General features: G+C 63.3%; 20 protein-coding genes. 4 read left to right on the top strand and 16 right to left on the bottom strand.

Annotated features, from left to right (window positions below; all coding sequences use genetic code 11):
* Positions 1-40: 40 nt before the first annotated feature.
* From aauR to adhP, 9 genes are all read right to left on the bottom strand, one after another.
* On the bottom strand, positions 41-1363 hold the full coding sequence (aauR, locus tag BM279_RS03250; RefSeq protein WP_093500871.1) for a two-component response regulator AauR: 1323 nt from the start codon (positions 1361-1363) through the stop codon (positions 41-43).
* Entirely contained in the window at positions 1356-3257 is a 1902-nt protein-coding gene (locus tag BM279_RS03245; RefSeq protein ID WP_093500869.1) for a sensor histidine kinase, read from the bottom strand. Before BM279_RS03245 ends, aauR begins: the two co-directional genes overlap by 8 nt.
* A gap of 99 nt (positions 3258-3356) precedes the next feature.
* Positions 3357-5030 (bottom strand): gamma-glutamyltransferase, encoded by a 1674-nt coding sequence (gene ggt / locus BM279_RS03240; RefSeq protein WP_093500867.1) that lies wholly within the window; start codon positions 5028-5030, stop codon positions 3357-3359.
* A 74-nt stretch (positions 5031-5104) separates the two neighbouring features.
* Positions 5105-5839 (bottom strand): amino acid ABC transporter ATP-binding protein, encoded by a 735-nt coding sequence (locus BM279_RS03235; RefSeq protein WP_013793461.1) that lies wholly within the window; start codon positions 5837-5839, stop codon positions 5105-5107.
* A complete protein-coding gene (locus BM279_RS03230; RefSeq protein ID WP_178109863.1) occupies positions 5836-6504 on the bottom strand; it encodes an amino acid ABC transporter permease in 669 nt (222 codons plus the stop codon). Before BM279_RS03230 ends, BM279_RS03235 begins: the two co-directional genes overlap by 4 nt.
* Positions 6501-7247 carry an amino acid ABC transporter permease gene (locus BM279_RS03225; protein WP_093500863.1) on the bottom strand — a complete coding sequence of 249 codons (747 nt, stop codon included), beginning with the start codon at positions 7245-7247 and terminating at the stop codon, positions 6501-6503. Before BM279_RS03225 ends, BM279_RS03230 begins: the two co-directional genes overlap by 4 nt.
* A 171-nt stretch (positions 7248-7418) precedes the next feature.
* Positions 7419-8327, bottom strand: a complete 909-nt coding sequence (locus tag BM279_RS03220; RefSeq protein WP_013793458.1) for a glutamate/aspartate ABC transporter substrate-binding protein — start codon at positions 8325-8327, stop codon at positions 7419-7421.
* A 283-nt stretch (positions 8328-8610) separates the two neighbouring features.
* Positions 8611-9408: a hypothetical protein gene (locus BM279_RS03215; RefSeq protein WP_093500861.1), complete on the bottom strand. Its 798-nt coding sequence runs from the start codon at positions 9406-9408 to the stop codon at positions 8611-8613.
* Between the two features lie 89 nt (positions 9409-9497).
* Positions 9498-10520, bottom strand: a complete 1023-nt coding sequence (adhP, locus tag BM279_RS03210) for an alcohol dehydrogenase AdhP (RefSeq protein WP_093500859.1) — start codon at positions 10518-10520, stop codon at positions 9498-9500.
* A 250-nt stretch (positions 10521-10770) separates the two neighbouring features.
* Between adhP and purE the strand changes: the two genes are divergently transcribed.
* From purE to BM279_RS03190, 4 genes are all read left to right on the top strand, one after another.
* Positions 10771-11262, top strand: coding sequence for a 5-(carboxyamino)imidazole ribonucleotide mutase (purE, locus tag BM279_RS03205; protein ID WP_093500857.1), 492 nt, complete (start codon positions 10771-10773; stop codon positions 11260-11262).
* Complete coding sequence (locus BM279_RS03200) at positions 11262-12347, top strand: 5-(carboxyamino)imidazole ribonucleotide synthase (RefSeq protein ID WP_093500855.1); 1086 nt, start codon at positions 11262-11264, stop codon at positions 12345-12347. The genes purE and BM279_RS03200 overlap by 1 nt, the downstream gene beginning before the upstream one ends.
* A 95-nt stretch (positions 12348-12442) precedes the next feature.
* Positions 12443-12691, top strand: coding sequence for a GlsB/YeaQ/YmgE family stress response membrane protein (locus tag BM279_RS03195; protein WP_093500853.1), 249 nt, complete (start codon positions 12443-12445; stop codon positions 12689-12691).
* 61 nt (positions 12692-12752) lie between these two features.
* A complete protein-coding gene (locus tag BM279_RS03190; protein WP_093500851.1) occupies positions 12753-13286 on the top strand; it encodes a DUF3299 domain-containing protein in 534 nt (177 codons plus the stop codon).
* Positions 13287-13327: 41 nt separating this feature from the next.
* Here BM279_RS03190 and BM279_RS03185 read toward each other — a convergent pair whose 3' ends face one another.
* From BM279_RS03185 to BM279_RS03155, 7 genes are all read right to left on the bottom strand, one after another.
* Positions 13328-14479, bottom strand: coding sequence for a lipase family protein (locus BM279_RS03185; protein ID WP_143103560.1), 1152 nt, complete (start codon positions 14477-14479; stop codon positions 13328-13330).
* 33 nt (positions 14480-14512) lie between these two features.
* Positions 14513-14917 carry a DUF4198 domain-containing protein gene (locus BM279_RS03180; RefSeq protein WP_244154103.1) on the bottom strand — a complete coding sequence of 135 codons (405 nt, stop codon included), beginning with the start codon at positions 14915-14917 and terminating at the stop codon, positions 14513-14515.
* 352 nt (positions 14918-15269) lie between these two features.
* Complete coding sequence (locus tag BM279_RS03175; protein ID WP_093500846.1) at positions 15270-16505, bottom strand: TIGR02270 family protein; 1236 nt, start codon at positions 16503-16505, stop codon at positions 15270-15272.
* Positions 16505-17401: a hypothetical protein gene (locus BM279_RS03170; protein WP_093500844.1), complete on the bottom strand. Its 897-nt coding sequence runs from the start codon at positions 17399-17401 to the stop codon at positions 16505-16507. The genes BM279_RS03175 and BM279_RS03170 overlap by 1 nt, the downstream gene beginning before the upstream one ends.
* Positions 17398-18615, bottom strand: coding sequence for a PAAR-like domain-containing protein (locus tag BM279_RS03165; RefSeq protein ID WP_093500842.1), 1218 nt, complete (start codon positions 18613-18615; stop codon positions 17398-17400). The genes BM279_RS03170 and BM279_RS03165 overlap by 4 nt, the downstream gene beginning before the upstream one ends.
* Positions 18615-19652, bottom strand: coding sequence for a 3-oxoacyl-ACP synthase (locus tag BM279_RS03160; protein ID WP_093500840.1), 1038 nt, complete (start codon positions 19650-19652; stop codon positions 18615-18617). Before BM279_RS03160 ends, BM279_RS03165 begins: the two co-directional genes overlap by 1 nt.
* Positions 19649-20761 carry a DUF2169 family type VI secretion system accessory protein gene (locus tag BM279_RS03155; RefSeq protein ID WP_093500838.1) on the bottom strand — a complete coding sequence of 371 codons (1113 nt, stop codon included), beginning with the start codon at positions 20759-20761 and terminating at the stop codon, positions 19649-19651. Before BM279_RS03155 ends, BM279_RS03160 begins: the two co-directional genes overlap by 4 nt.
* Positions 20762-20764 lie beyond the last annotated feature (3 nt).

The following is a 20764-nucleotide window of genomic DNA, read 5'->3' as shown; positions in this document are numbered from 1 at the left end:
CAGAGATTCCCACAGTGATCTTTAGATAGTTGCTCGGCTTTTACCCCAGTCCGTACTTCTTCACCTTGTCGAACAGCGTGGTCTTGGCCATTCCGAGGGCCTGGGCGGCCTGGCTGAGGTTGCCGGCGTGCTGTTCGAGGGCGTCGACCAGCAGGTTGCGTTCGAAGGCTTCCACGGCTTCGGCGAAGGTGGCGGCGTTGCCTTCCTGGGCGCCGCTTTTCTTGAAGGCCGGCAGGCCGAGGGCGAAGCGCTCGGCGACATTGCGCAGCTCGCGCACGTTGCCGGGCCAGTCGTGGGCCATCAGCGCGGCCAGGGTGTGGCGGTCCAGCTCCGGCGCGGCGCGGTCGAAACGCAGGGCCGAGAGCTGCAGGAAGTGCTCAAACAGCACGGCGATGTCTTCGCGGCGTTCGCGCAGCGGCGGCAGTTCCAGGGTCACCACGTTGAGGCGGTAGTAGAGGTCACTGCGAAACAGTCCGGCCTTGCCGGCTTCGTCAAGGTCGGCCTTGGTGGCGGCGATCACCCGGCAATCGACGTCGATGGGCTGGTTCGAGCCCAGGCGCTCCAGGCTGTGTTCCTGCAGCACGCGCAGCAGTTTGATCTGCAGGTTGAGCGGCATGCTTTCGATTTCGTCGAGAAACAGGCTGCCGCCGTTGGCGTGCTCGATCTTGCCGATACGGCGCTTGCCGGCGCCGGTGAAGGCGTGGGCTTCGTGGCCGAAGATTTCGCTCTCGAACAGGTTTTCCGGCAGGCCGCCGCAATTGAGTGCCACGAAGGCCTTGCTCTGCCGGCGGCTGAAATCGTGCAGGCAGCGGGCGACCAGCTCCTTGCCGGTGCCGGTTTCGCCTTCGATCAGCACGTTTGCCGAGGTATCGGCGACGTTGGCGATCAGTTCGCGCAGTTGCTGCATGGCCGGCGAGCGGCCGATCAGGCGCTGCTCCAGGGCCTGCTTGCCGGCCAGCTGGCGGCGCAACGACGACACCTCGCGGGCCAGGCTGCGCTGCTCCAGCGCGCGACGGGCGACGTCGACCAGGCGCTCGGGCGAGAAGGGCTTTTCCATGAAATCGTAGGCGCCGTCGCGCATGGCGCCGACCGCCATGCCGATGTCGCCGTGGCCGGTGATCAGCACCACCGGCAGGCTCGGGTCGCGGCGTTTGAGCTCGCCGAGCAGCTGCAGACCATCCATGCCGGGCAGGCGGATATCGCTGATGACGATGCCTGGAAAGTCCGCGCCGATGCGCTGCAAGGCGTCTTCGGCGCTGCCCACGCCTTCGCAGGGAATGTCTTCCAGGGCCAGGGCCTGCTGGCAACCGAGCAGCACGTGGGGGTCGTCTTCGACGATCAGCACGGTGAGGTCGTCATTCATCGGGTGTCTCCAAAGCAGCGGCAACCTGCGGCAGGTTGAGTTCGAAAGCGGTGCCGCCCTCGGGCGGATGGTCGGCGCTGAGGCTGCCGCCAGCAGCCGCGGCGAGGCTGGCGGACAGCGTGAGACCAAGCCCCAGGCCCTGCTCGCCGGGCTTGGTGGTGAAGAAGGGTTCGAACAGGTGGGTGCGGTCTTCGGGGGCGATGCCGGGACCGTTGTCGATCACGCGCAGGCGATAGCGCTCGCCCTCTGCGCTGCCCCGCAACCACAGCTGGCGATCTGCCTGGGCGCTCATGGCATCGGCGGCGTTGGCGATCAGGTTGACCAGAATCTGCTCCAGGCGGGTCTGGTTGATCGCCAGGCGTGCGTCGGCGAACTCGCGGTGAATGGTCAGTGGCGTGCGCTCCAGGCGCGGCTGCACGACCTGCAGCGCGGCGTCCACGGCCTTGCTCAGGCTGGCTTCGCCGCCATCGTTGGCGCGGCGGGCGAAGGCGCGCAGGCTGCCGGTGATCTTGCCCATGCGGTCGACCAGCTCGTTGATGGTCTGCAGGTTGGTGGTGGCCACGTCATAGGCGCCGCGGGACAGGAAACGCACAGTGTTGCCGGACAACGTGCGCAGCGCCGCCAGCGGCTGGTTGAGCTCGTGGGCGATGCTGGTGGACATTTGCCCGATGACCGCCAGCTTGCCGGCCTGCACCAACTCGTCCTGGGCCAGGCGCAGGGTTTGCTCGGCCTGGCGGCGTTCGCGAATCTGCGCCTTGAGGCGCTCGTTGCTGGCACGCAGGTCGGCGGTACGCTCGGTGATCTTGCGCTCCAGCTCGCTGTTGGCGCGCTGCAGGGCTTCGCGGGCGGCCAGACGGGTGGCGATCACCTTGCGGCGCTCGTTCCAGGCGATCAGCAGAAAGGCCAGCAGGGCGAAGGCGGCGGCGGCCAGCATGCCGTGGCTGACCGCTTCGCGGCGCAGGTCCTGCAGCGGGCTGAGCAGGGTCAGGTGCCAGGGTGTGTCTTCCAGCGGGCGGCTCTGGGCCAGATAGTTGGTAACCTCGCTGGCATCCTGCGCGTTATGGCCCGCGAAGCTGACCTGCTCGACGCCATTGGCCAGCGCCTCGCGTGCCAGAGGCATCAGCTCGTCGAGTGACGACCAGTGATATTGCAGGCTGCGCGCCAGGCGTTCCTTGGTGTCGGCATTGAGTGGGCGCACGGCCTTGAGCCGTCGCGCCGGATCACTGGAAAGGATGATGATGCCGTTCTCGTCGCTGACGTAGGCTTCCAGTCGCGCCCGCTGCCAGCGCTGCTCCAGTGGGTCGAGGCGCACCTTGACCACCGCCACGCCGATGATCCGGCCGTTGGCACGCAGGCCATGGGACAGGTAGTAGCCTGGCTCGCCGGTGGTGCTGCCGATGCCGTAGAAGCGGCCTTGTTCGCCTTTCAGCGCATCCTGGAAATAGGCGCGAAACGACAGGTCCTCGCCCAGGTAGCTGTCGGCCTGGCGCCAGTTGCTGGTGGCCAGCACCCGGCCTTCGGTGTCCATCACGTAGATGGCCAGGCTGCCGCTGCGCTGGTTGAGGCCTTCGAGGTAGTCATTGACGCGTTGGCGCCGGTAGGCGTCGGGCGTCAGCAGCAGGCGGCTGACGTTGGATTCGAGCTCCAGCAGGCTGGGCAGGTAGGTGTACTTGTTGATCTCGCTTTCCACTGCCCGGGCGTTGAGCTCGAGCTGGCGCTCGCCGCTGTCGACCAGGCTGCGGATACCCGACTGTTCGCTCAGGTAGTAACCGGCGTAACCACAGGCAGCCACCAGCGCCAGCATCAGCAGGGTCAGTGACAGGTGGCGGACGTAGCGCGGTTTGGCAGCCAAGGCGGGCGGCACCCCAGGGAGACTGATGGACACGCATTGCATCACAGTCACCGCGACCGAGCCAGCCCGCGCAAGGGCAGGGCGGATCGGTCACCGCTGCGGGCGCAGCGGTGCCGTGAAACGTGAGTCATGCCATGCCGCTCAGGGTTTGACCACCATGCCGACACCGCGACCGCGGGGGTCGGAAGCGGTTTGCAGGCTGCGCCCGTCGACGCGGATGGCCTGGATATCGCCCATGTTCCAGCCCTGGTCTTCGAGCACGTAGCCCATGGCCTTCAGCTCGTCGGCGACCTTGCCGGTGAGCGGCGCGTAGGCGTCGTAATAGATGGTGTCCTTGGGCAGCAGCTGGTGGTGCACGCGCTGGGCGGCTACAGCCTTCTCCAGAGGCAACTTGAAGTCGTAGACGTTGTTGAGCACCTGGAAGATCGAGGTGAAGATCCGCGAGCCGCCGGGCGTGCCCAGCACCAGGCTGACCTTGCCGTCACGGGTGACGATGCTCGGGCTCATCGACGACAGCATGCGCTTGCCCGGCTCGATGGCGTTGGCATCGCTACCGACCACACCGAAGGCATTGGCCACGCCAGGTTTGGAGCTGAAGTCGTCCATCTCGTCGTTGAGCAGGAAGCCGGCGCCTTCGACTACCACGCCGCTGCCGAAGTCCCAGTTGAGGGTGTAGGTATTGCTGACCGCGTTGCCGTCGGCGTCGACGATGGAGAAGTGCGTGGTCTGGTGCGGTTCCAGGCCGGGGCGAACCTTCTCGGTCGGCGAGATGGCGGTCGGGTTGACCTCGGCGGCGCGGCGCTTGAGGTAGCTGGCGTCGACCAGCTTGGCGACCGGTACCTTGGAGAAGTCCGGGTCGCCCAGGTAATCGGCACGGTCGGCGAACACCCGTTTCTCGATCTCGGCCAGGAGGTGGATATAGCGCGCGGAGTTCAGCTCGACGCCCTTGAAGTCGGCGGCGCGCTGCTCCTTGATGCCGATCAGCTGGGCCAGGGCGATGCCGCCGGAGCTGGGCAGCGGCGCGGTGTACAGGCTGTTGCCCTGCCAGTCGACGCGCATCGTCTCGCGCCATTTGACGCGGTAGTCGGCCAGATCCTGTTTGGTGATCAGCCCGCCGTCGTGCTGCATCTGGGCGACCAGCAGGTCGGCGGTCTTGCCTTTGTAGAACTCATCCGGGCCATTGGCCGCAATGCGCTCCAGGGTCGCTGCCATCAGCGGCTGCTTGAAGGTTTCCCCCGGGCGCATGCTGCCGAAGTGTGCGGTGAAGTTGGTCTTGCCGTTGAACAGGCCGATGGCGTCTTCGCGGTACTGGAACTGTTGGTCGGCGACCTTGAAGCCGCTGTTGGCGTAGCCGATGGCGGGCGTCAGCAGCTCGCTCCACGGCAGCTTGCCGAAGCGCTTGTGGGCTTCCCACAGACCCATCACCGTGCCGGGCACGCCGGCGGCCTTGGCGCCGACCAGGCTGAGGTTTTCGATCACCTCGCCCTTGTCGTCCAGGTACATGGTTTTGGTAGCGGCCTTGGGCGCGGTTTCCCGGTAGTCGAGGAAGTACGGCTTGCCGTCCATGAACAGGGTCATGAAACCGCCGCCGCCAATGTTGCCGGCTTCGGGGTAGGTGATGGCCAGGGTGAAGGCGGTGGCGACGGCGGCGTCGACCGCGTTGCCGCCTTTCTTGAGGATATCGGCGGCCACCTTGGCGGCGTATTCGTCAGGCGCGGCGACCGCGCCGCCGTCCAGATTGGCGGCCAGCACGGCATTGCTGCAGGCGGCGATGGCGACGCTGAGTGTCAGGGTTTTGAAGTGCAGAACACGCATGATGGAACCTCGATTTTTATTGTGCTTGTCGAGTCTAGAAGGCCCGCTATCAAGGCGATAGCGGGCCTGGCGCATCAATGCTGAAGGATCTTGGCGAGGAACTGCTGGGCGCGGTCGGAGCGGGCGCTGATATCGCCGAAGAACTCTTCCTTGGGGCAGTCCTCGACGATCTTGCCGGCGTCCATGAAGATCACCCGGTCGGCGACCTTGCGGGCGAAGCCCATCTCGTGGGTCACGCACATCATGGTCATGCCTTCGTGGGCCAGCTGCACCATCACGTCGAGCACTTCGTTGACCATCTCCGGGTCGAGCGCCGAGGTCGGTTCGTCGAACAGCATCACCACCGGATCCATCGCCAGGGCGCGGGCGATGGCCACACGCTGCTGCTGGCCACCGGAGAGTTGACCCGGATGCTTGTGGGCGTGCTCCTTGAGGCCGACGCGCTCGAGCAGGGCCAGGCCCTTCTTGGTGGCTTCTTCCTTGCTGCGGCCAAGCACCTTGATCTGCGCGATGGTCAGGTTTTCGGTGATGGTCAGGTGCGGGAACAGCTCGAAGTGCTGGAACACCATGCCGACGCGCGAGCGCAGTTTCGGCAGGTTGGTCTTCTTGTCGGCAATCGAGGTGCCGTCGACCACGATGTCGCCCTTTTGGAACGGCTCCAGGGCGTTGACGCACTTGATCAGGGTCGACTTGCCCGAACCGGACGGCCCGCATACCACGACCACTTCGCCTTTCTTGACGTCCGTGGTGCAGTCGGTCAGCACCTGGAAGTCCCCATACCACTTGTTGACGTTCTTGATGGAAATCATACGGCTAACCTTTTTTGCAGGAGCTTGACCAGCTGCGAGGCAGCGAAGCTGATGGTGAAGTAGACCAGGCCGGCGAAGATCAGGAATTCATGGGGCTGACCCAGAATGTCGCCGCGCGAGCGGGCGGCGTTGAGGAAGTCCATCAGACCGACGGTGTAAACCAGCGAGGTGTCCTGGAACAGGATGATGCTCTGCTGCAGCAGCAGCGGAGTCATCTTGCGAAACGCCTGGGGCAGGATGATCAGGCGCATGGTCTGGCCGTAGCTCATGCCCAGTGCCTGGGCCGCGCCCATCTGGCCGCGCGGAATCGACTGGATGCCGGCACGGACGATTTCGCAGAAGTACGCCGCCTCGAACATGATGAAGGCCACCAGACAGGACGCGAACGCGCCCACGGGGGTGTCTTCACCGGTGATCCAGCGCAGGATGAACGGCACCGCGAAGTAGAACCAGGTGATCACCAGCAGCAGCGGGATCGAGCGGAAATAGTTGACGTAGGTGGCAGCGATCTTGGACAGCAGCACGCTGTTCGACAGGCGCATCAGCGCCAGCAGGGTGCCGAGAACCACGCCACCGATGACGCCCATGACCATCAGTTGCAGGGTCATGGCCATGCCTTCCCAGAGGCCTGGCAGAGCGGGAATGATCTGACTGAAGTCCATCATTTGCCTCCCACGGAAATCAGGCCCGGTACGGCGACCTTACGCTCGACCATGCGCATGATCATCATCAGGCTCATGTTCAGGGTGAAGTAGATCAGCGTCGCCAAGGTGAAGGCCTCGAACAGGTTGGCGCTGAATTCGGCGGTCTGCTTGGTTTGCGCGAGCAGCTCCATGAGGCCGATCAGCGAAGCCACCGAGGAGTTCTTGAAGATGTTCAGAAACTCGCTGGTGAGCGGCGGAATGATGATCCGGTAGGCCTGGGGCAGCAGTACATTTTTATAGATCTGTGGCAGGCGAAAGCCCATGGCATAGGCCGCCGCAGTCTGGCCCTTGGGCAGTGCCTGGATGCCGGTGCGCACCTGCTCGCAGACGCGGGCGGCGGTGAATAGGCCCAGGCATACGACCACGCTCAGGTAGGCCGAGGTAGCCGGGTTGAGGTCCTGCTTGAACCAGATTTCCAGCGGCTCGGGCAGCAGGTCCGGCACCAGGAAGTACCAGAGGAACAGCTGCACCAGCAGCGGTACGTTACGGAAGATCTCCACATAGGCGGTGGCGATCCCGGAGATCAGGCGGTTCGGCACGGTGCGCATCACACCGAGCAGCGAGCCAAGCGACAGGGCGATCAGCCAGCCGACCAGGGCGATGGCGATGGTCCAGCCCAGACCGGTGATGAACCACTCCAGGTAGATTTCATCGCCAATGCCGGTGGACTTGAAGAAGATGCCCCAGTCCCAGTTGTAGTTCATCGGGTTTCCCCTCAGGTGAGTGGACGCAGCGAAGCCGGCGGCGGGCAACAGCTTCCCGCATCCGCGTCAGCGAACGATTTTTGGCTTCGTCAGGAAATGGATGGAGAGGCCGCCGGCCACTCCGGGTTCCCGCTACGCCCCTTCTCGTGAAAGGGGCGTGGCATCACACCGTCAGATCTGCTCGGCAGACTTGTCGGTGGGATTGGCGATCAGCTTCTTCAGCTCTTCGCTCATCGGGAAATTGAGGTTCAGGCCTTTTGGCGGAACCGGCTGCTGGAACCACTTGTTGTAGATGTCGTTGATTTCGCCCGAAGCGAAGGTGTCGGAGATGGCCTTGTCGACCACCTTCTTGAAGCCTTCGTCGCCCTTGCGAACCATGCAGCCGTAGATTTCGAAGGACTGCGGGGTGCCGACCACATGCCAGTCGTCCGGCTTCTTGGCCTTGGCCATTTCGCCGGCCAGCAGGGCGTCATCCATCATGAAGGCCACGGCGCGGTTGGACTCGAGCATCAGGAAGGACTCGCCGTGATCCTTGGCGGAAATCACGTTCATGCCCATCTTCTTCTCGGCATTCATGGCCTTGAGCAGGCGCTCGGAAGTGGTGCCGGCGGTGGTCACCACGTTCTTGCCCTTGAGGTCTTCGAAATCGTTCACGCCGCTGCTCTTCTTGGTCAGCAGGCGGGTACCCACTTCGAAGATGCCGACGGAGAAGTCGACCTGGCGCTGACGCTCGACGTTGTTGGTGGTGGAGCCGCACTCCAGATCCACGGTGCCGTTCTGCACCAGGGGGATACGGGTCTGGGAGGTGACCAGGTTGTAGCGCACTTTCAGGTCAGGCATCTCCAGCTCTTTCTTGAGCTCTTCGACCACTTTCAGTTGCAGGTCGTGGGAGTAGCCAACCGGCTGTTTGGAGGTGTCACCGTAGTAGGAGAAGGGGATGGACGAGTCGCGGTGGCCCAGGGTGATGGTGCCCGAATCCTTGATCTTCTTCAGGGTGCCGGTCAGTTCGGCGGCGAAAACCGGGCTGGACATCAGGGTGGCGGCAACGGCTACAGCCAGTACGCGGGGGACGATACGCATGGGTCGATTTCCTCGGTGTTGTTGTTATTGAGGACGTACGGCGAGGTACGTACCTCCATGTGGAGCGGCTATCGCTTTCCTGACAGGTAGAGAGCAGGATGTGTGCCAGACCTTCTCGGCGCCATGATTAGTGCGCAAGTTTATGAATTTAAAGGCTTTTAATTTTTAGTTTGCGAGGGTAGGCAGGGCGGGGCGGTCGGTTGTTCGGTTTTTCGACCTGAAGGCGTTCGGATTTCCGAATGAAAACGGGCGGCCATGCTGGCCGCCCACCGGGGGACGTTTACTAGCGGTTACGTAGGAAGGCGTTAATGAATTCGCCCTGGTTGGCGGCGTCACGCTCGGTGGTGAACAGGATGCGATTGCCCTGCTCGCGGATCTTCATTTCCTTGCCGAAGCTGCACTCGACGGTATTGAGTTTGGCGGCCTGCTCCTTGAATTCTGGCGAGCTGCTGCACAGGTTGTTCATCTGGTTGACCACCTCGCCGCAGTAGCCGGACACGCTCAGCTCCTTGAGCAGCGGCTCGTCCAGGGCCTGCCAGTTGACCTCGGTCTTTAGGTCGGTGCCGCAGCTGGCCGACGCCTCCTTGTCCATCTGCTGCAGGCGTTCGACGTGGTATTGCTGGCGCTTCTCGCGGTCGAACTTGGCCAGCTTGTCCTGCACGCCATCCTTTTTCTGCTTCTCGTACAGCGCCAGCAGCTCGGCCGGCTTGACCGCCTTGCTGGCCTTCTCGTCGAAGCTCAGGTACAGCGGCTCACGGTTGCCCGGCAGGTACAGCTGGTAGGACTCGCCGCCCCATTCCTGGCGCTGGCCAACCAGTACGTAGGCGCTGCCATCGAGGGTGGTGGCGTAATCGCTTTCGTCCTGGCTGCGCGCGTTGACGTCGGTCAGCAGCACCACTTCATCGAGCGGATGGTTGATACCGCTGATCTGCACGAGGGCCTGCTTCTCGTCGCTGCTGGGCGCGACCACGACGCTGACGCCCTTGTCGGCGGCGAAGGCCTTGGGATATTTCGCCAGCTCCAGAGCGCTGGCATTGAAGGTCAGGAAGGTTGAGGCGATAAGCAGCGACAGCCGTGTCATGGCATGGTCCTTTGGTGGGTGATGAGGCGATTCTAACTGCGTCTGACAGCGCGTGATGTGAGCCCGTTCCGCGCTGTCAGACGCCACGATCAGAATTGCATCACTACCCGGCCTTCGATCTGCCCCGCACGCATCTGTTCGAGCACGCCGTTGACGTTGTCCAGCCGGTCACGGTGGATTGTCGCCTTCACCAGTCCCTCGCCAGCGAAGTCCAGCGCCTCCTGCAGATCCGCGCGGGTGCCGACGATGGAGCCGGTGATGCTGATGGCCTTGAGCACCACATCGAAGATCGGCGTCGGGAAGTCGCCGGGTGGCAGCCCCACCAGGGCGACGGTGCCGCCCCGCCGGGCCATGCCGATGGCCTGGCCGAAGGCGCTGTTGGATACGGCGGTGACCAGCACGCCGTGGGCGCCACCGATGTCGCGCTGAATGACCTCGGCCGGGTTTTCCTGGCGAGCGTTGATGGTCAGGCTGGCGCCGAGCTTTTTGGCCAGCGCCAGCTTGGCGTCGTCCACGTCGATGGCGGCCACGTGTAGGCCCATGGCGCGGGCGTACTGCACCGCCACGTGACCGAGGCCGCCGATGCCGGAAATCGCCACCCACTGGCCGGGCCGGGCACCCGTCACCTTCAGGCCTTTATAGACGGTGACGCCGGCACAGAGGATCGGCGCGATCTCGGCGAACTCGACGGTCTTGGGCAGGATGCCTACATAGTTGGGGTCGGCCAGCACGTATTCGGCGTAGCTGCCGTTGACCGAGTAACCGGTGTTCTGCTGATCGGCGCAGAGGGTTTCCCAGCCGGTCAGGCAGTGTTCGCAGCAACCGCAAGCGGTGTACAGCCAGGGCACGCCGACCCGGTCGCCTTCGCGTACCCGGGTCACGCCGGCACCGACCGCGGCCACGTAGCCGACGCCTTCATGGCCTGGAATGAACGGCAGGCTGGGCTTTACCGGCCAGTCCCCGTCGGCGGCGTGCAGGTCGGTGTGGCAAACGCCCGCCGCCTCGATCTTCACCAGTATCTGCCCGGGGCCGGGCAGGGGCACTTTCACCTCCTCGAGCCGCAGGGGCTCGCCGAAGGCATGGACGACGGCGGCTTTCATGGTCTGCTGCATGGCGCGATCCTCCTCGATAGGAACCCCAGTATGGAAGGCCCGGCAGGGCGGATATTGCTCCAGGACAAATTCCGGTGCCCATGGCGCCACCGGCCGACAGGCGGTCGGTTATCGATTTGTGCGCGACTGCAGTATAATTGCCGATTTGCGCAAACCACGCCTTCCGCGTGGTTTGTTGTTTCTGCCGCGGCGCCAAGCGCCCGATCAATCGACATGGCGCCCTGCGCCCGAGACGTAGAGAGGCACGACGATGAGCGCACTGGTTGGCGTAATCATGGGTTCCAAATCCGACTGGAGCACCCTGAGCCATACCGTCGAGATGCTCGACAAGCTGGGCATCCCCAACGAAGTGAAGGTGGTTTCCGCCCACCGCACGCCGGACCTGCTGTTCCAGTACGCCGAAGAAGCCGAGGACCGTGGCATCCAGGTGATCATTGCCGGTGCCGGTGGCGCTGCCCACCTGCCGGGCATGTGCGCTGCCAAGACCCACCTGCCGGTGCTCGGCGTGCCGGTGCAGTCGTCCATGCTCTCGGGCGTCGACTCGCTGCTGTCCATCGTGCAGATGCCGGCCGGTATTCCGGTGGCCACCCTGGCCATCGGCAAGGCCGGCGCCATCAACGCCGCGCTGTTGGCGGCGAGCATCCTCGGTCATCAGCACCCGCAGTTCCACGCGGCGCTCAAGCAGTTCCGCGACGAGCAGACCAACACCGTGCTGGAAAACCCGGACCCGAGGGCACAGTGATGAAGATCGGCGTAATCGGTGGCGGCCAGCTCGGCCGCATGTTGGCCCTGGCGGGCACTCCGCTGGGGATGAATTTCGCGTTTCTCGACCCGGCGCCGGACGCCTGTGCGCAAGCCCTGGGCGAGCACATCCGCGCCGATTACGGCGATCAGGATCACCTGCGCCAGCTGGCCGACGAGGTCGACCTGGTGACGTTCGAGTTCGAGAGCGTGCCGGCGGAAACCGTGGCTTTCCTGTCCCAGTTCGTGCCGGTGTACCCGAGCGCCGAGTCGCTGCGCATCGCCCGTGATCGCTGGTTCGAGAAGTCGATGTTCAAGGACCTGGGCATCCCCACGCCCGAGTTCGCCGATATCCAGTCCCAGGCTGACCTCGATGCGGCCGTTGCCAGCATTGGCCTACCGGCGGTGATGAAGACCCGCACCCTGGGCTACGACGGCAAGGGCCAGAAGGTCCTGCGCAAGCCCGAAGACGTGGCTGGCGCCTTTGCCGAGCTGGGCAGCGTGCCGTGCATCCTCGAAGGCTTCGTGCCGTTCAGCGGTGAAGTGTCGCTGGTCGCCGTGCGCGGCCGTGATGGCGAAACGCGCTTCTACCCGCTGGTGCACAACACCCACTACAGCGGCATTCTGAGCCTGTCGATCGCCAGCACCGCGCACCCGCTGCAGGCGCTGGCCGAGGATTACGTCGGCCGTGTGCTGAAGCAGCTCGACTACGTCGGTGTGCTGGCCTTCGAGTTCTTCGAGGTCGATGGTGGCCTGAAGGCCAACGAGATCGCCCCGCGCGTGCACAACTCCGGGCATTGGACCATCGAAGGCGCCGAGTGCAGCCAGTTCGAGAACCACCTGCGCGCCGTCGCCGGCCTGCCGCTGGGCTCGACCGCCAAGGTCGGCGAGAGCGCCATGCTCAACTTCATCGGCAGCGTACCGGCTGTGGATAAAGTGGCGGCTATCGACGATTGCCACCTGCACCACTACGGCAAGGCCTTCAAGGCCGGTCGCAAGGTCGGTCACGCCACGCTGCGCTGCGCAGACCGCGCCACCCTCGACAGCCGTATTGCTCAGGTGCAGGCGCTGATCGACGCCGGCTGAGGCCCGGCGCAGGAGTTTGAACCTCTCCCGCGCCGTCTCCGTCAGATGAAAGGCGCCGCATTCGTGCGGCGCCTTTTTCAATTGCGGAGGGCGTCATGGGGATTATCGGCACTATTTTCATCGGCCTGATCGTGGGTCTGGTGGCTCGCTTCCTCAAGCCGGGCGATGACAGCATGGGCTGGATCATGACCATCCTGCTGGGCATCGGTGGCTCCATCGCCGCAACCTACGGTGGTCAGGCGTTGGGCATCTACGAAGCGGGTGAAGCGGCGGGTTTCATCGGTGCGGTCGTCGGTGCGATCATCCTGCTGGTGATCTTCGGCATGATCACCAAGAAAAGTTGAACCGGTAGCCTGACGCATCGACGTGAGGCTGCCTCCCGTTGCCATTACGTGAGTCCCGTCGATGCGTTACCTGTTGCTGGTCCTGCTGTTGCTGAGCGGCATCGCCCGCGCCGAACTTCCCGAAACCGACTGGCTCGACCTGATGCCCGAAGAGGATCAGCGCGCCCTGGAGCAGATGCCGGAAATCTCCCACAACGGCCCCGAAGGCTCAGGCACCTTCGACAGCAAGGGCGGTTTGAAGCAGCAGGACAAAGGCCTGCCCGCCGTCATGTATTCCGCCAAGACCGTGCCGGGCATGAACGGCAAGAAGATCCGCCTCGGCGGCTACCCGGTACCGCTGGAAACCAACAACGCCGGACGCAGCACATTGTTCTTCCTGGTGCCATACCCCGGCGCCTGCATCCACGTCCCGCCACCACCACCGAACCAACTGGTGCTGGTGCGCTACCCCAAGGGCATCGCCCTGCCCGATATCTACGAACCGTTATGGGTCAGCGGCACGCTGAAGGTCGAGAAGGTCAGCAACGATCTGGCCGATGCGGCTTATGCGCTGGATGCCAGCAGCGCCAGGATGGTCGAGGAAGGGGATCTTTAATGTGTGAAAACGGCGCCTGAAGGCGCCGTTTTCTTTTGGACTCAGGAGCGTATGACCAGGTGCATGGCTTGACGCGCCATATCGACGACTGCTCGGGCGAGCAGGTCGAGTACCCAGCGCAGGAAGAACGTGGTCACTTCAATGGTCGCGGGGACCGCACGGCCCAGGAACTTGAAGATTTTCACGATCAGGGCGCGGACCGAATCGCTGATGTCTTTGCAAATCTGGGCGCCCTGCACCAGGATCCCGGCAATCTGATCCAGCACTGTAACGCCGATGGTGATCGCGCTGCCGATAACGATATTGGCGGCCTTCTTGAGGAGGTACTGCATGGCCTTGGAGATCATCCACAGCGTTGCCGCAGAAAACATGGTCGGGCCGTAGCTGGCGCTTTCCAGCCAGATATCGATTTCCCGATCCAGAGGCGGCTCCGGATTGCGGTAGAGCCCTCTCCAGCTGGCATCGCCAATCGAAGGCAGGTAGGAGGTCATGCGGTGAGCGTCAGGGCTGATCTGCGCGCCCTTCCACGGAATCATGCAGACATTGCCGGTAACCGGCACATGGCTGAACGGGAAGATCGGCACCATGCTCACCGGGTCAGCGCTGTGGTAGACCCGGTGGATATTGTCAGCGCCGAGCTTGCCACTCAGGTGGCGTGCGAAGCCGGCCACACCCGTGCGTGGTGAGCCAAAGGTGTAGAGCTTGATGCCGGCTACGCCAAGTTCGCTCAGATGATCGGCCGCCAACGTGGCGAGGGCGCCGCCCAAACTATGGCCAACGCAGTGCACAGTGCTGGGGTTGCGGCCGCGCATGAAGTTGTCGATATCGCCACGCAACGATTTGAATGTTTCGTTGAAGCCTGCGTGAACCGGCCAGGTGCTTGGTCCTCGTTGCAATCCCGCGTTCGCATCGGTCAGGGCGTCGGCAATGCTGTCGGTGCCGCGAAAGGCCAGCAGCATTTCCCCTTGGCGACCGCCCACACCCTGCACGGCGTAAGCGAATCCGGTGCGCGTGCGGAATATCGCGCCGCTGGTTCCACTGGCCATTTGCAGATTGGAAAAGTCGAACGAGTTGCTCAGCCCGAGACGGGCGGCTTCATCCGCGATGCCTCCCATCGATGACACGACGGCGTCTTTGACCGTGTAGACGTGAGTGGCGATTTGTGCGGATTGTTTGGGGCTCAAGGGGTTCACAGCCGAATCCTTATGGTCTGGTGAGAGAGGGCGTTATTGGATAACGCAGATGCCAAAGGTCTCTGTTTCAGGGTGTGCAACGGGCTCGCTATTAAGCTCACAGACGAACTTCAGGGGCCGATTCTTTACCTCCCCTAGATCGTCGTAGTTGTGCTTGGTGAAGACCCAGCCCTTGTGATCCTTGCCTTGATAACGAAGCGTCAGGCGCTGGCCGATCACCGGCTCATGGGGCATGAAACCAGCGGTTAGTGACTTCGCCGTTACCGCCGGAAGGTGGAAGCGACCTTGTGCATCGCTTTGCACCGTGTTCTTACGATGTTCGTTTTTCCAGTGCCAGTGGTATTCCTGTTCGATTTCAACGCCTTGAACCGGCTTGCCGTCAAGCAGCACCGTGCCTTCGACTGCTGAGAACAGATAGAGCGTCTTGGAAAAAGCCATGGCGTAACCCTGTGTGAGTAGTCCGATAAGTAACAGCGCGCAGCAGACTATTGATTTGCGGTTCAAGGTCATTCCCTCGTCGAGTGAATGTGATTCGTGGAAGGGCAGAAACCGCAAGGCACAATGTGGCGTGGCGTGTTCATGGGTAAGCGAGTCCTTGCTTGAAGGTTTCTGAAGGCCGGTATTCGGGATTTCGGCGGCCGCTGCGGTGTCCGCAATTTTCGCTAGTTGGCCGCTCGGCTTGCACAGGTACGCTAGCCGCATGATTCGCGTCGGTTACCGAGTATAGCGAGGGGCATGGCAGGGATTTCTTGAGCATGTTCGCACTCTCCTTGTGTCGTCGACGGCTGGCTCAGCTGTCGAGCAATCGCTTTTGCCGACTCGCCGGCGCATCCGTCGCGAACAGCACACGGGTGGGCTGATAGCGCGCCAGCAGGCTGGCGGCGGCCCTTCGTTGTCGCTGCGTCCCGCTGCGGAGTACCGCCATGCATTGCTGCTCACTGAACGGCTGGCCCAGCAGGTAGCCGGTGCCTGGTTGCAAGCCCTGTTGCCGGCTCTGCCACCACCGTTCGACCCGATGGGGATCGGGCCAGGGCAGGTCGATGTCCGGATCCATGGTGACGTTGGCGTCGGACGGATCATCGGTAGGGCCTTCGTCGTAGTCGGGATAGACGTCCAATTCCAGGTCGAGTTCCGCGAGGTCGGTGCCGGTGATCAGGCTGAAGGCTTCACCCGCGGCACGGGCCGTGGGCAGTTCGTGCATCTGGCGGATCAGCCAGGGGATGGTCTGCGGATCGCCAAGCAAACCGATGGCCTGGATCGCCATATGGCGGTGCGCCGCGCTCTGCATCAGGCCACGCAACCAGGTGATGCTGGCCTCCCGCGGTTGCCAGGCGAGCAGCACCTCGAGCGCAGGCCTGCGCCGTTCACCTGGCTGCTCGGCGAACAGGCGCAGGTTGCCGAGCGCCTCCTGATCACCCATCTGGGCACTGGCCCAGTTGCTCCAGAAACGGACTTCATCGTCGCCGTGCAGGCGGTGCTGACGCAGCGGCTGCAACAGATCGCGACGCCGCAGGGTGCCAGCCAGCCGAGCCGCAGCAGCCAGTACGCTGGCATCACCGTGGCCCAGGGCCGACAGCAGCGCCGGGCCCGGATCCTTGCCGTGCAGGACATGGGCAGCCAGAGCGATCCGGCGGCGCTGGGCGTCCGTGGAACTCAGGTCGCGTTCGATCAGCGCGGAGACCTCGTGCCACTCCAACCAGCCCAGTGCCGCTACAAGATACGCCTCGCCTTCAGGATGCTCTTGCAGATGCTGGTACAGGGTTTCCAGGGCGTTCTCATTGCCCAGCCGTAGCGCCAGCGCAGCCGTAGCGAATACCTCGCCCTGGGCGTGTGGGGTGAGTTGCTCCAGCAACAGATGAAGCCCCTTGAGGCCGGCGATCTGTAGACCATCGAGATGAGCCTCGATCCGCTCGTCCAGATCGCCGAGATGGGCCAGGTCATAATGCGGCGCGCCGACGGCGTAGGTGCGCAAACCGCTTAGGAATGCAGCTTCTTCGGTGTGCTGGTCGAGGAGGGTGGTGATCATTACTCGATTCGGGTCCACGAAGCGCCGTCGAAGGCCAGAATGTCATTTTCCCCGATGGACCAGAGCAGCCCATCTGCACTACTCAAGCTATGGCAGCTGTTGGGGATCAAATCACCGAAGTCGACCAGCTCAAGCTGGTCTCCGTTGAGCCAGTACAGCGCATGGAGTGTAGAGATATAAAGCTTGCCGGCGAACCACTCGAGATCCCAGATATCTGAATCGGTAGCCTCATGATCGATGGTTTCCCATTGATCGTTTTTACCCCGCAGAAGAATGCCGTGCATGCCACACGCATAAACCCAGCCGTCTTCGGCACAGCACACCCGAGTGAGGTTTATGTTGGTGGGGCTGGCGCAATTCTTCCAAGCCTTGCCATCGAAATGCCAGATTTCGCCATACCAGCCGACGGCGTAGATATCGTGCTCGCTGTAACCATGTATGGATTCGAAGCCGAAAACCATATCCTTGGCTGGTTGGTTCGGCATGTCGCCGTGCAAGGCAATCCAATTGCCTGGGCCGTCTCGTTTGAATACCTGACGATCCATGCCGCACACATAGGCGAAACCACCGATATTGCGTATCTCCCGCATGATGCTCAACGCTATGCCGGGACAGGCTATCTGCTCGTCATAATCGTCGTTGTTGCCCATCACACGGATATCGCCGTGCTCGCCCAGTGCGATAGCTTGATCCTTTGGCGTTTGAGTAACGCAGATCGAATGAGCGTTCCAGCGCCCTATCTCATACATACCCCATCCGCCATTATCCCAGGCATAAAAAGAGGTATGTGGTAAGCCGTCCGCCGCAAGATCAGGGTCAATGCACAAGACATAAGCGAGGTCGCCGTAGCGCACGGCCCCGCTGCGGTAACGGTAACCAACGTCCTTGAACATCATCGTGTAGTACTCCCTGAGTTATCTATTGACCGTTTGCCCTTGTCGTATTGCTGCCAAGCTTTCTCGGCAACCTTGCTGTCGGTTTTGCCACTGGGTGACGAGGGTATTTTCGTGTCCGGTTTCACGCCTACTTCGGGGCTGGAGTGATAGGCGTTGAGTTGCGACTCCAGGCACTGCTGATCACACCCGCTCTGGAAGACCATATTCACTGACGCCGCGCCGCATTCCGTGGCTTGGCGTAAGGTCCATGTGCCATCGGGAGCCAGCTTTTTTGCTCTGACGCCTTGATAGGTATGCATCAAACCGTGGGTCGCGGTCGTATTGTCAGGGCCTTCCGCACACACGCAGGGTGCTCGATCAAGGTCATATTTCGAGTTCTTGAATTGCGCTCTTAAGGAACCGCCTTCTTTGCGGGTACCTGGCTCAAGAAATGCGGAAGCCTCTATGAGATGGTGGCCTGTCTGGCCAGGGCAACAGCCCGGCTGGCGGGCTTTGCCGCGGCCTTGGGGTTTGTAGGGTGTCAGCATGCAGCGTCGAGCCTGCAGGCATTTATTGGCTCGATTTTTACTTGCGAGTCGTTCGTAGGCGCTCTTAACCGATGCATTGGCCTGGGCTCTGGCTGGGGAGCCCTTAGCGGTAAGCGCCCGTGCTTTTTTTGCCTTCACCAGTTCAGTGGTTGGCGGGCATGGATCGCCATCTCCATGAGGGGTGTATTCCTTACAGGCATCCTTCTCTTTTTTGATGTCTTCCTTGCACGGCCCTTCACCCTTGCTTACCGCCATCTGATCCAGATACGGCCAGGTCGGTGTATTCCCCGGAAACGACCCATGGTTATGGGTCGTCAGATCCATATGCCGCACCACGTTCTTGCCTTCGAATTTGACGTCCATCGACCAGGAGGTGAAGTACACCTTGCCCTTGATCTTGCTGGTGATGATGCCTTTCTTCGGGGCGCGGCCGGGTTCGTCGCCGTAACTGGTCTTGTAGTAGCTCTTGTTCTTGAGCATCACCTCCTTGCGGGTGATGCGGATGGTGCGCGTGCCCTTGGTGGTGTCCTTGGACAGCCCGGTGTTGGGGTACGGGATCGGGATGCCCAGAGGCATGGGCGGCGTTTGCGGCGGGGTGAAGCAGACGTCGGGAAAGGCGGCGATGGATTTGCCGCTGGCCGCCTTGCAGGAAATCTCCCGGTTGTTGGCATAGACCTCGTTGGCCATCAGGCGGCTCCTACTCGTTGGTAACGCAGCAACGCCACGGCGCGCTCGCCAGCGTCGTTGCCCAGTTGATAGACGATGTTCGCACCAGGGCTGTAGCCCTTGCGCGAGGCGGCCAGTGCCACGGCGAGCATGGCCGGGCCGATGGCGGCGCCGCATTCGCCGATGCAGTCGGCGGGGTGCCAGATGTCGAACTCTTCCTTGACCACCCGCAGCGTGCGGCTCAGCGCCAGGGCGGCTTCCTTGAAGTAGTACTGCTCGCCGGAGTTGTCGGTCAGCCGGTAGTCCATCTGCTCCATACGGCAGTTGCCGTCCTTTAGCGCCGCCTGGGTAGCCTGCACCAGACCGTCCGCGCGCAGCGGGATGTCGTCGGCTTCCACGGTGGCCTTCTCGACGCCAAAGCCCAGCCCGAAGCAGATCAGCTGTTCGGCGTCCTGGCGCACGGGCGCGCCGACCACCACCGCCGCCGCGCCTTCGCCGGGAATGAAACCGTTGGAATGCCGGCTGGTGAGTAGCCGCTGGCGCTGTTCGAAGGCGGTCAGGGTGGCGGCGTTGAGAAACGAGTCGACGCCGGCGATCAGCACGTGGCGGTGGCCGCCTTCGTGGATCAGCCGGCGCGCATTGAGCAGCGCCACGCCCGCACTGACCCGGCCCCGCGGGATCAGCGTGGAGGCGCCATGAAAGCGCACGCCCAGCTCGCGCTCGATATCGTGCAGCAGGCTGTTGTCCAGGCCGTCGCAACGCCCTGGGCGATCCACTTCGGCGACACCGAGCAGCAGCGGCGTGGTGGCGCAATCGATACCCGGCACGCCGGCCAAGCTCTCGGTGATGGCACGAGCAGCCATCTTCACCAGCTTGGTACGCCCGCGCCAGGGCTCTTCGAGCGGTACGCTGGCGGCGATCTGCCATTCGCCGCCGCCGTCGATGAAGCGGGTTTCCTGGAAGTTGTCGAGGGCGCAGCGGATCGCCGCGCAACTGGCCGGCGCGCTCAGACCCACGGCGCTGACCATGCCGCTGGAGAGGATGCTGAGGGCGCTCATGACGATTCATCCTCGGCCAGGCGGCTGCGGCTCAGGGCGGCCAGGGACGGGTAATAGTCCTTGCCCAGCTCGCGGGCTCGCCACCAGGCTCGGGATTTCTCGCCGACCAGCACCTGGGCGATTTCGAACAGGCTGCGTTTGAGTGGTCGACGGGTACGCCAAGTGATTTCCACATGGTTGGCGTCGGTGTCGACCAGCAGGGTATCGATGACCGCTTCGGCCGTTTCATGGCCGCCGGCGCTGAGGAAATAGGTCACCGGCATGCGCACGCTGGGCACCCGGAAGCCGGCGCGTTCGGTCGGCAGCAGGCCGAGCAGGAACACCTCTTCGCCGCCCTTGAGGTAGTCGGTCTGCTGGTCGGCCGGGGCCGCCTGAAAATAGCGCTCGTCGAAGTCCCTGGGCAGGAAGGGAAACTGCTCGTCCTGCCAGGCCTGGTCGTAGGTGCCGGCGAAACCGACCCGTGCCTGCCAGTGCTTGCCCAGCGGGCCGAGGGCCATGGGCTCAAAATCGCCATGGGGCGCATCCACGGGCTCGCCAAGCTTTTCAGTGTTGGGCATCGGCATGCCGACCACGGTGCCGCCGCCCAGGCTGCGCGGGTACCAGCCCTGGCCGGCCGGGTTGCGCAGGTTGCACAGCAGTTGCTCGGGGTTGCCCGGCGCCGGGTGGCTGCCGCCGAAGGCGCTGGCGTAGGAGATGTCCTGGCGCACGAAGGGCTGCGGCGCGCCGGCGCTGGTGCCCAGGGCGCCGGGCTGCCAGTGGCGCGGACCGAACACGCTGAACGCCTTGCTGACCCGGCCGACGCGGATGCCCACGGTCAGCTGGCTGACCGGTCGCCCGCCCGGCGCCTGGGCGCTGCCACTGACCAGCACGTCGCAGTACGGCTTGAAGGGGGCGAAGTCGAACTCGCGCAACGGCGCGGAGAGCGCCGGGTCGCCGGAGAAGGTATCGCTCATCAGCAGCGGCTGCTGCTCATCGAGCAGGCGCGCCACGCTGCCGTCCACCGGCAGGCTGAAGGTGCCCTTGACGATGACCACCAGGTATTCGCGGCCGTCGGCGTCCAGGCCCTGGTTGTAGGCGGCCACCATCCGGGTGGCATTGAGCAGTTCCATGGG

This window comes from Phytopseudomonas straminea (assembly GCF_900112645.1).
Taxonomy (GTDB): domain Bacteria; phylum Pseudomonadota; class Gammaproteobacteria; order Pseudomonadales; family Pseudomonadaceae; genus Aquipseudomonas; species Aquipseudomonas straminea.
This window is presented reverse-complemented; position numbering and strand designations above follow the sequence as displayed.

What these genes read in the sequence shown, in the direction of transcription:
- BM279_RS03195 (WP_093500853.1), top strand. Translation starts at nt 12,443, where the DNA reads ATGGGGATTATCGGCACTATTTTCATCGGCCTGATCGTGGGTCTGGTG.
- BM279_RS03155 (WP_093500838.1), bottom strand. Translation starts at nt 20,761, where the DNA reads ATGGAACTGCTCAATGCCACCCGGATGGTGGCCGCCTACAACCAGGGC.
- BM279_RS03190 (WP_093500851.1), top strand. Translation starts at nt 12,753, where the DNA reads ATGCGTTACCTGTTGCTGGTCCTGCTGTTGCTGAGCGGCATCGCCCGC.
- BM279_RS03215 (WP_093500861.1), bottom strand. Translation starts at nt 9,408, where the DNA reads ATGACACGGCTGTCGCTGCTTATCGCCTCAACCTTCCTGACCTTCAAT.
- purE (WP_093500857.1), top strand. Translation starts at nt 10,771, where the DNA reads ATGAGCGCACTGGTTGGCGTAATCATGGGTTCCAAATCCGACTGGAGC.
- BM279_RS03180 (WP_244154103.1), bottom strand. Translation starts at nt 14,917, where the DNA reads ATGGCTTTTTCCAAGACGCTCTATCTGTTCTCAGCAGTCGAAGGCACG.
- BM279_RS03245 (WP_093500869.1), bottom strand. Translation starts at nt 3,257, where the DNA reads ATGCAATGCGTGTCCATCAGTCTCCCTGGGGTGCCGCCCGCCTTGGCT.
- BM279_RS03175 (WP_093500846.1), bottom strand. Translation starts at nt 16,505, where the DNA reads ATGATCACCACCCTCCTCGACCAGCACACCGAAGAAGCTGCATTCCTA.
- BM279_RS03235 (WP_013793461.1), bottom strand. Translation starts at nt 5,839, where the DNA reads ATGATTTCCATCAAGAACGTCAACAAGTGGTATGGGGACTTCCAGGTG.
- BM279_RS03225 (WP_093500863.1), bottom strand. Translation starts at nt 7,247, where the DNA reads ATGAACTACAACTGGGACTGGGGCATCTTCTTCAAGTCCACCGGCATT.
- BM279_RS03170 (WP_093500844.1), bottom strand. Translation starts at nt 17,401, where the DNA reads ATGATGTTCAAGGACGTTGGTTACCGTTACCGCAGCGGGGCCGTGCGC.
- BM279_RS03230 (WP_178109863.1), bottom strand. Translation starts at nt 6,504, where the DNA reads ATGATGGACTTCAGTCAGATCATTCCCGCTCTGCCAGGCCTCTGGGAA.
- BM279_RS03165 (WP_093500842.1), bottom strand. Translation starts at nt 18,615, where the DNA reads ATGGCCAACGAGGTCTATGCCAACAACCGGGAGATTTCCTGCAAGGCG.
- BM279_RS03160 (WP_093500840.1), bottom strand. Translation starts at nt 19,652, where the DNA reads ATGAGCGCCCTCAGCATCCTCTCCAGCGGCATGGTCAGCGCCGTGGGT.
- ggt (WP_093500867.1), bottom strand. Translation starts at nt 5,030, where the DNA reads ATGCGTGTTCTGCACTTCAAAACCCTGACACTCAGCGTCGCCATCGCC.
- adhP (WP_093500859.1), bottom strand. Translation starts at nt 10,520, where the DNA reads ATGCAGCAGACCATGAAAGCCGCCGTCGTCCATGCCTTCGGCGAGCCC.
- BM279_RS03220 (WP_013793458.1), bottom strand. Translation starts at nt 8,327, where the DNA reads ATGCGTATCGTCCCCCGCGTACTGGCTGTAGCCGTTGCCGCCACCCTG.
- aauR (WP_093500871.1), bottom strand. Translation starts at nt 1,363, where the DNA reads ATGAATGACGACCTCACCGTGCTGATCGTCGAAGACGACCCCCACGTG.
- BM279_RS03200 (WP_093500855.1), top strand. Translation starts at nt 11,262, where the DNA reads ATGAAGATCGGCGTAATCGGTGGCGGCCAGCTCGGCCGCATGTTGGCC.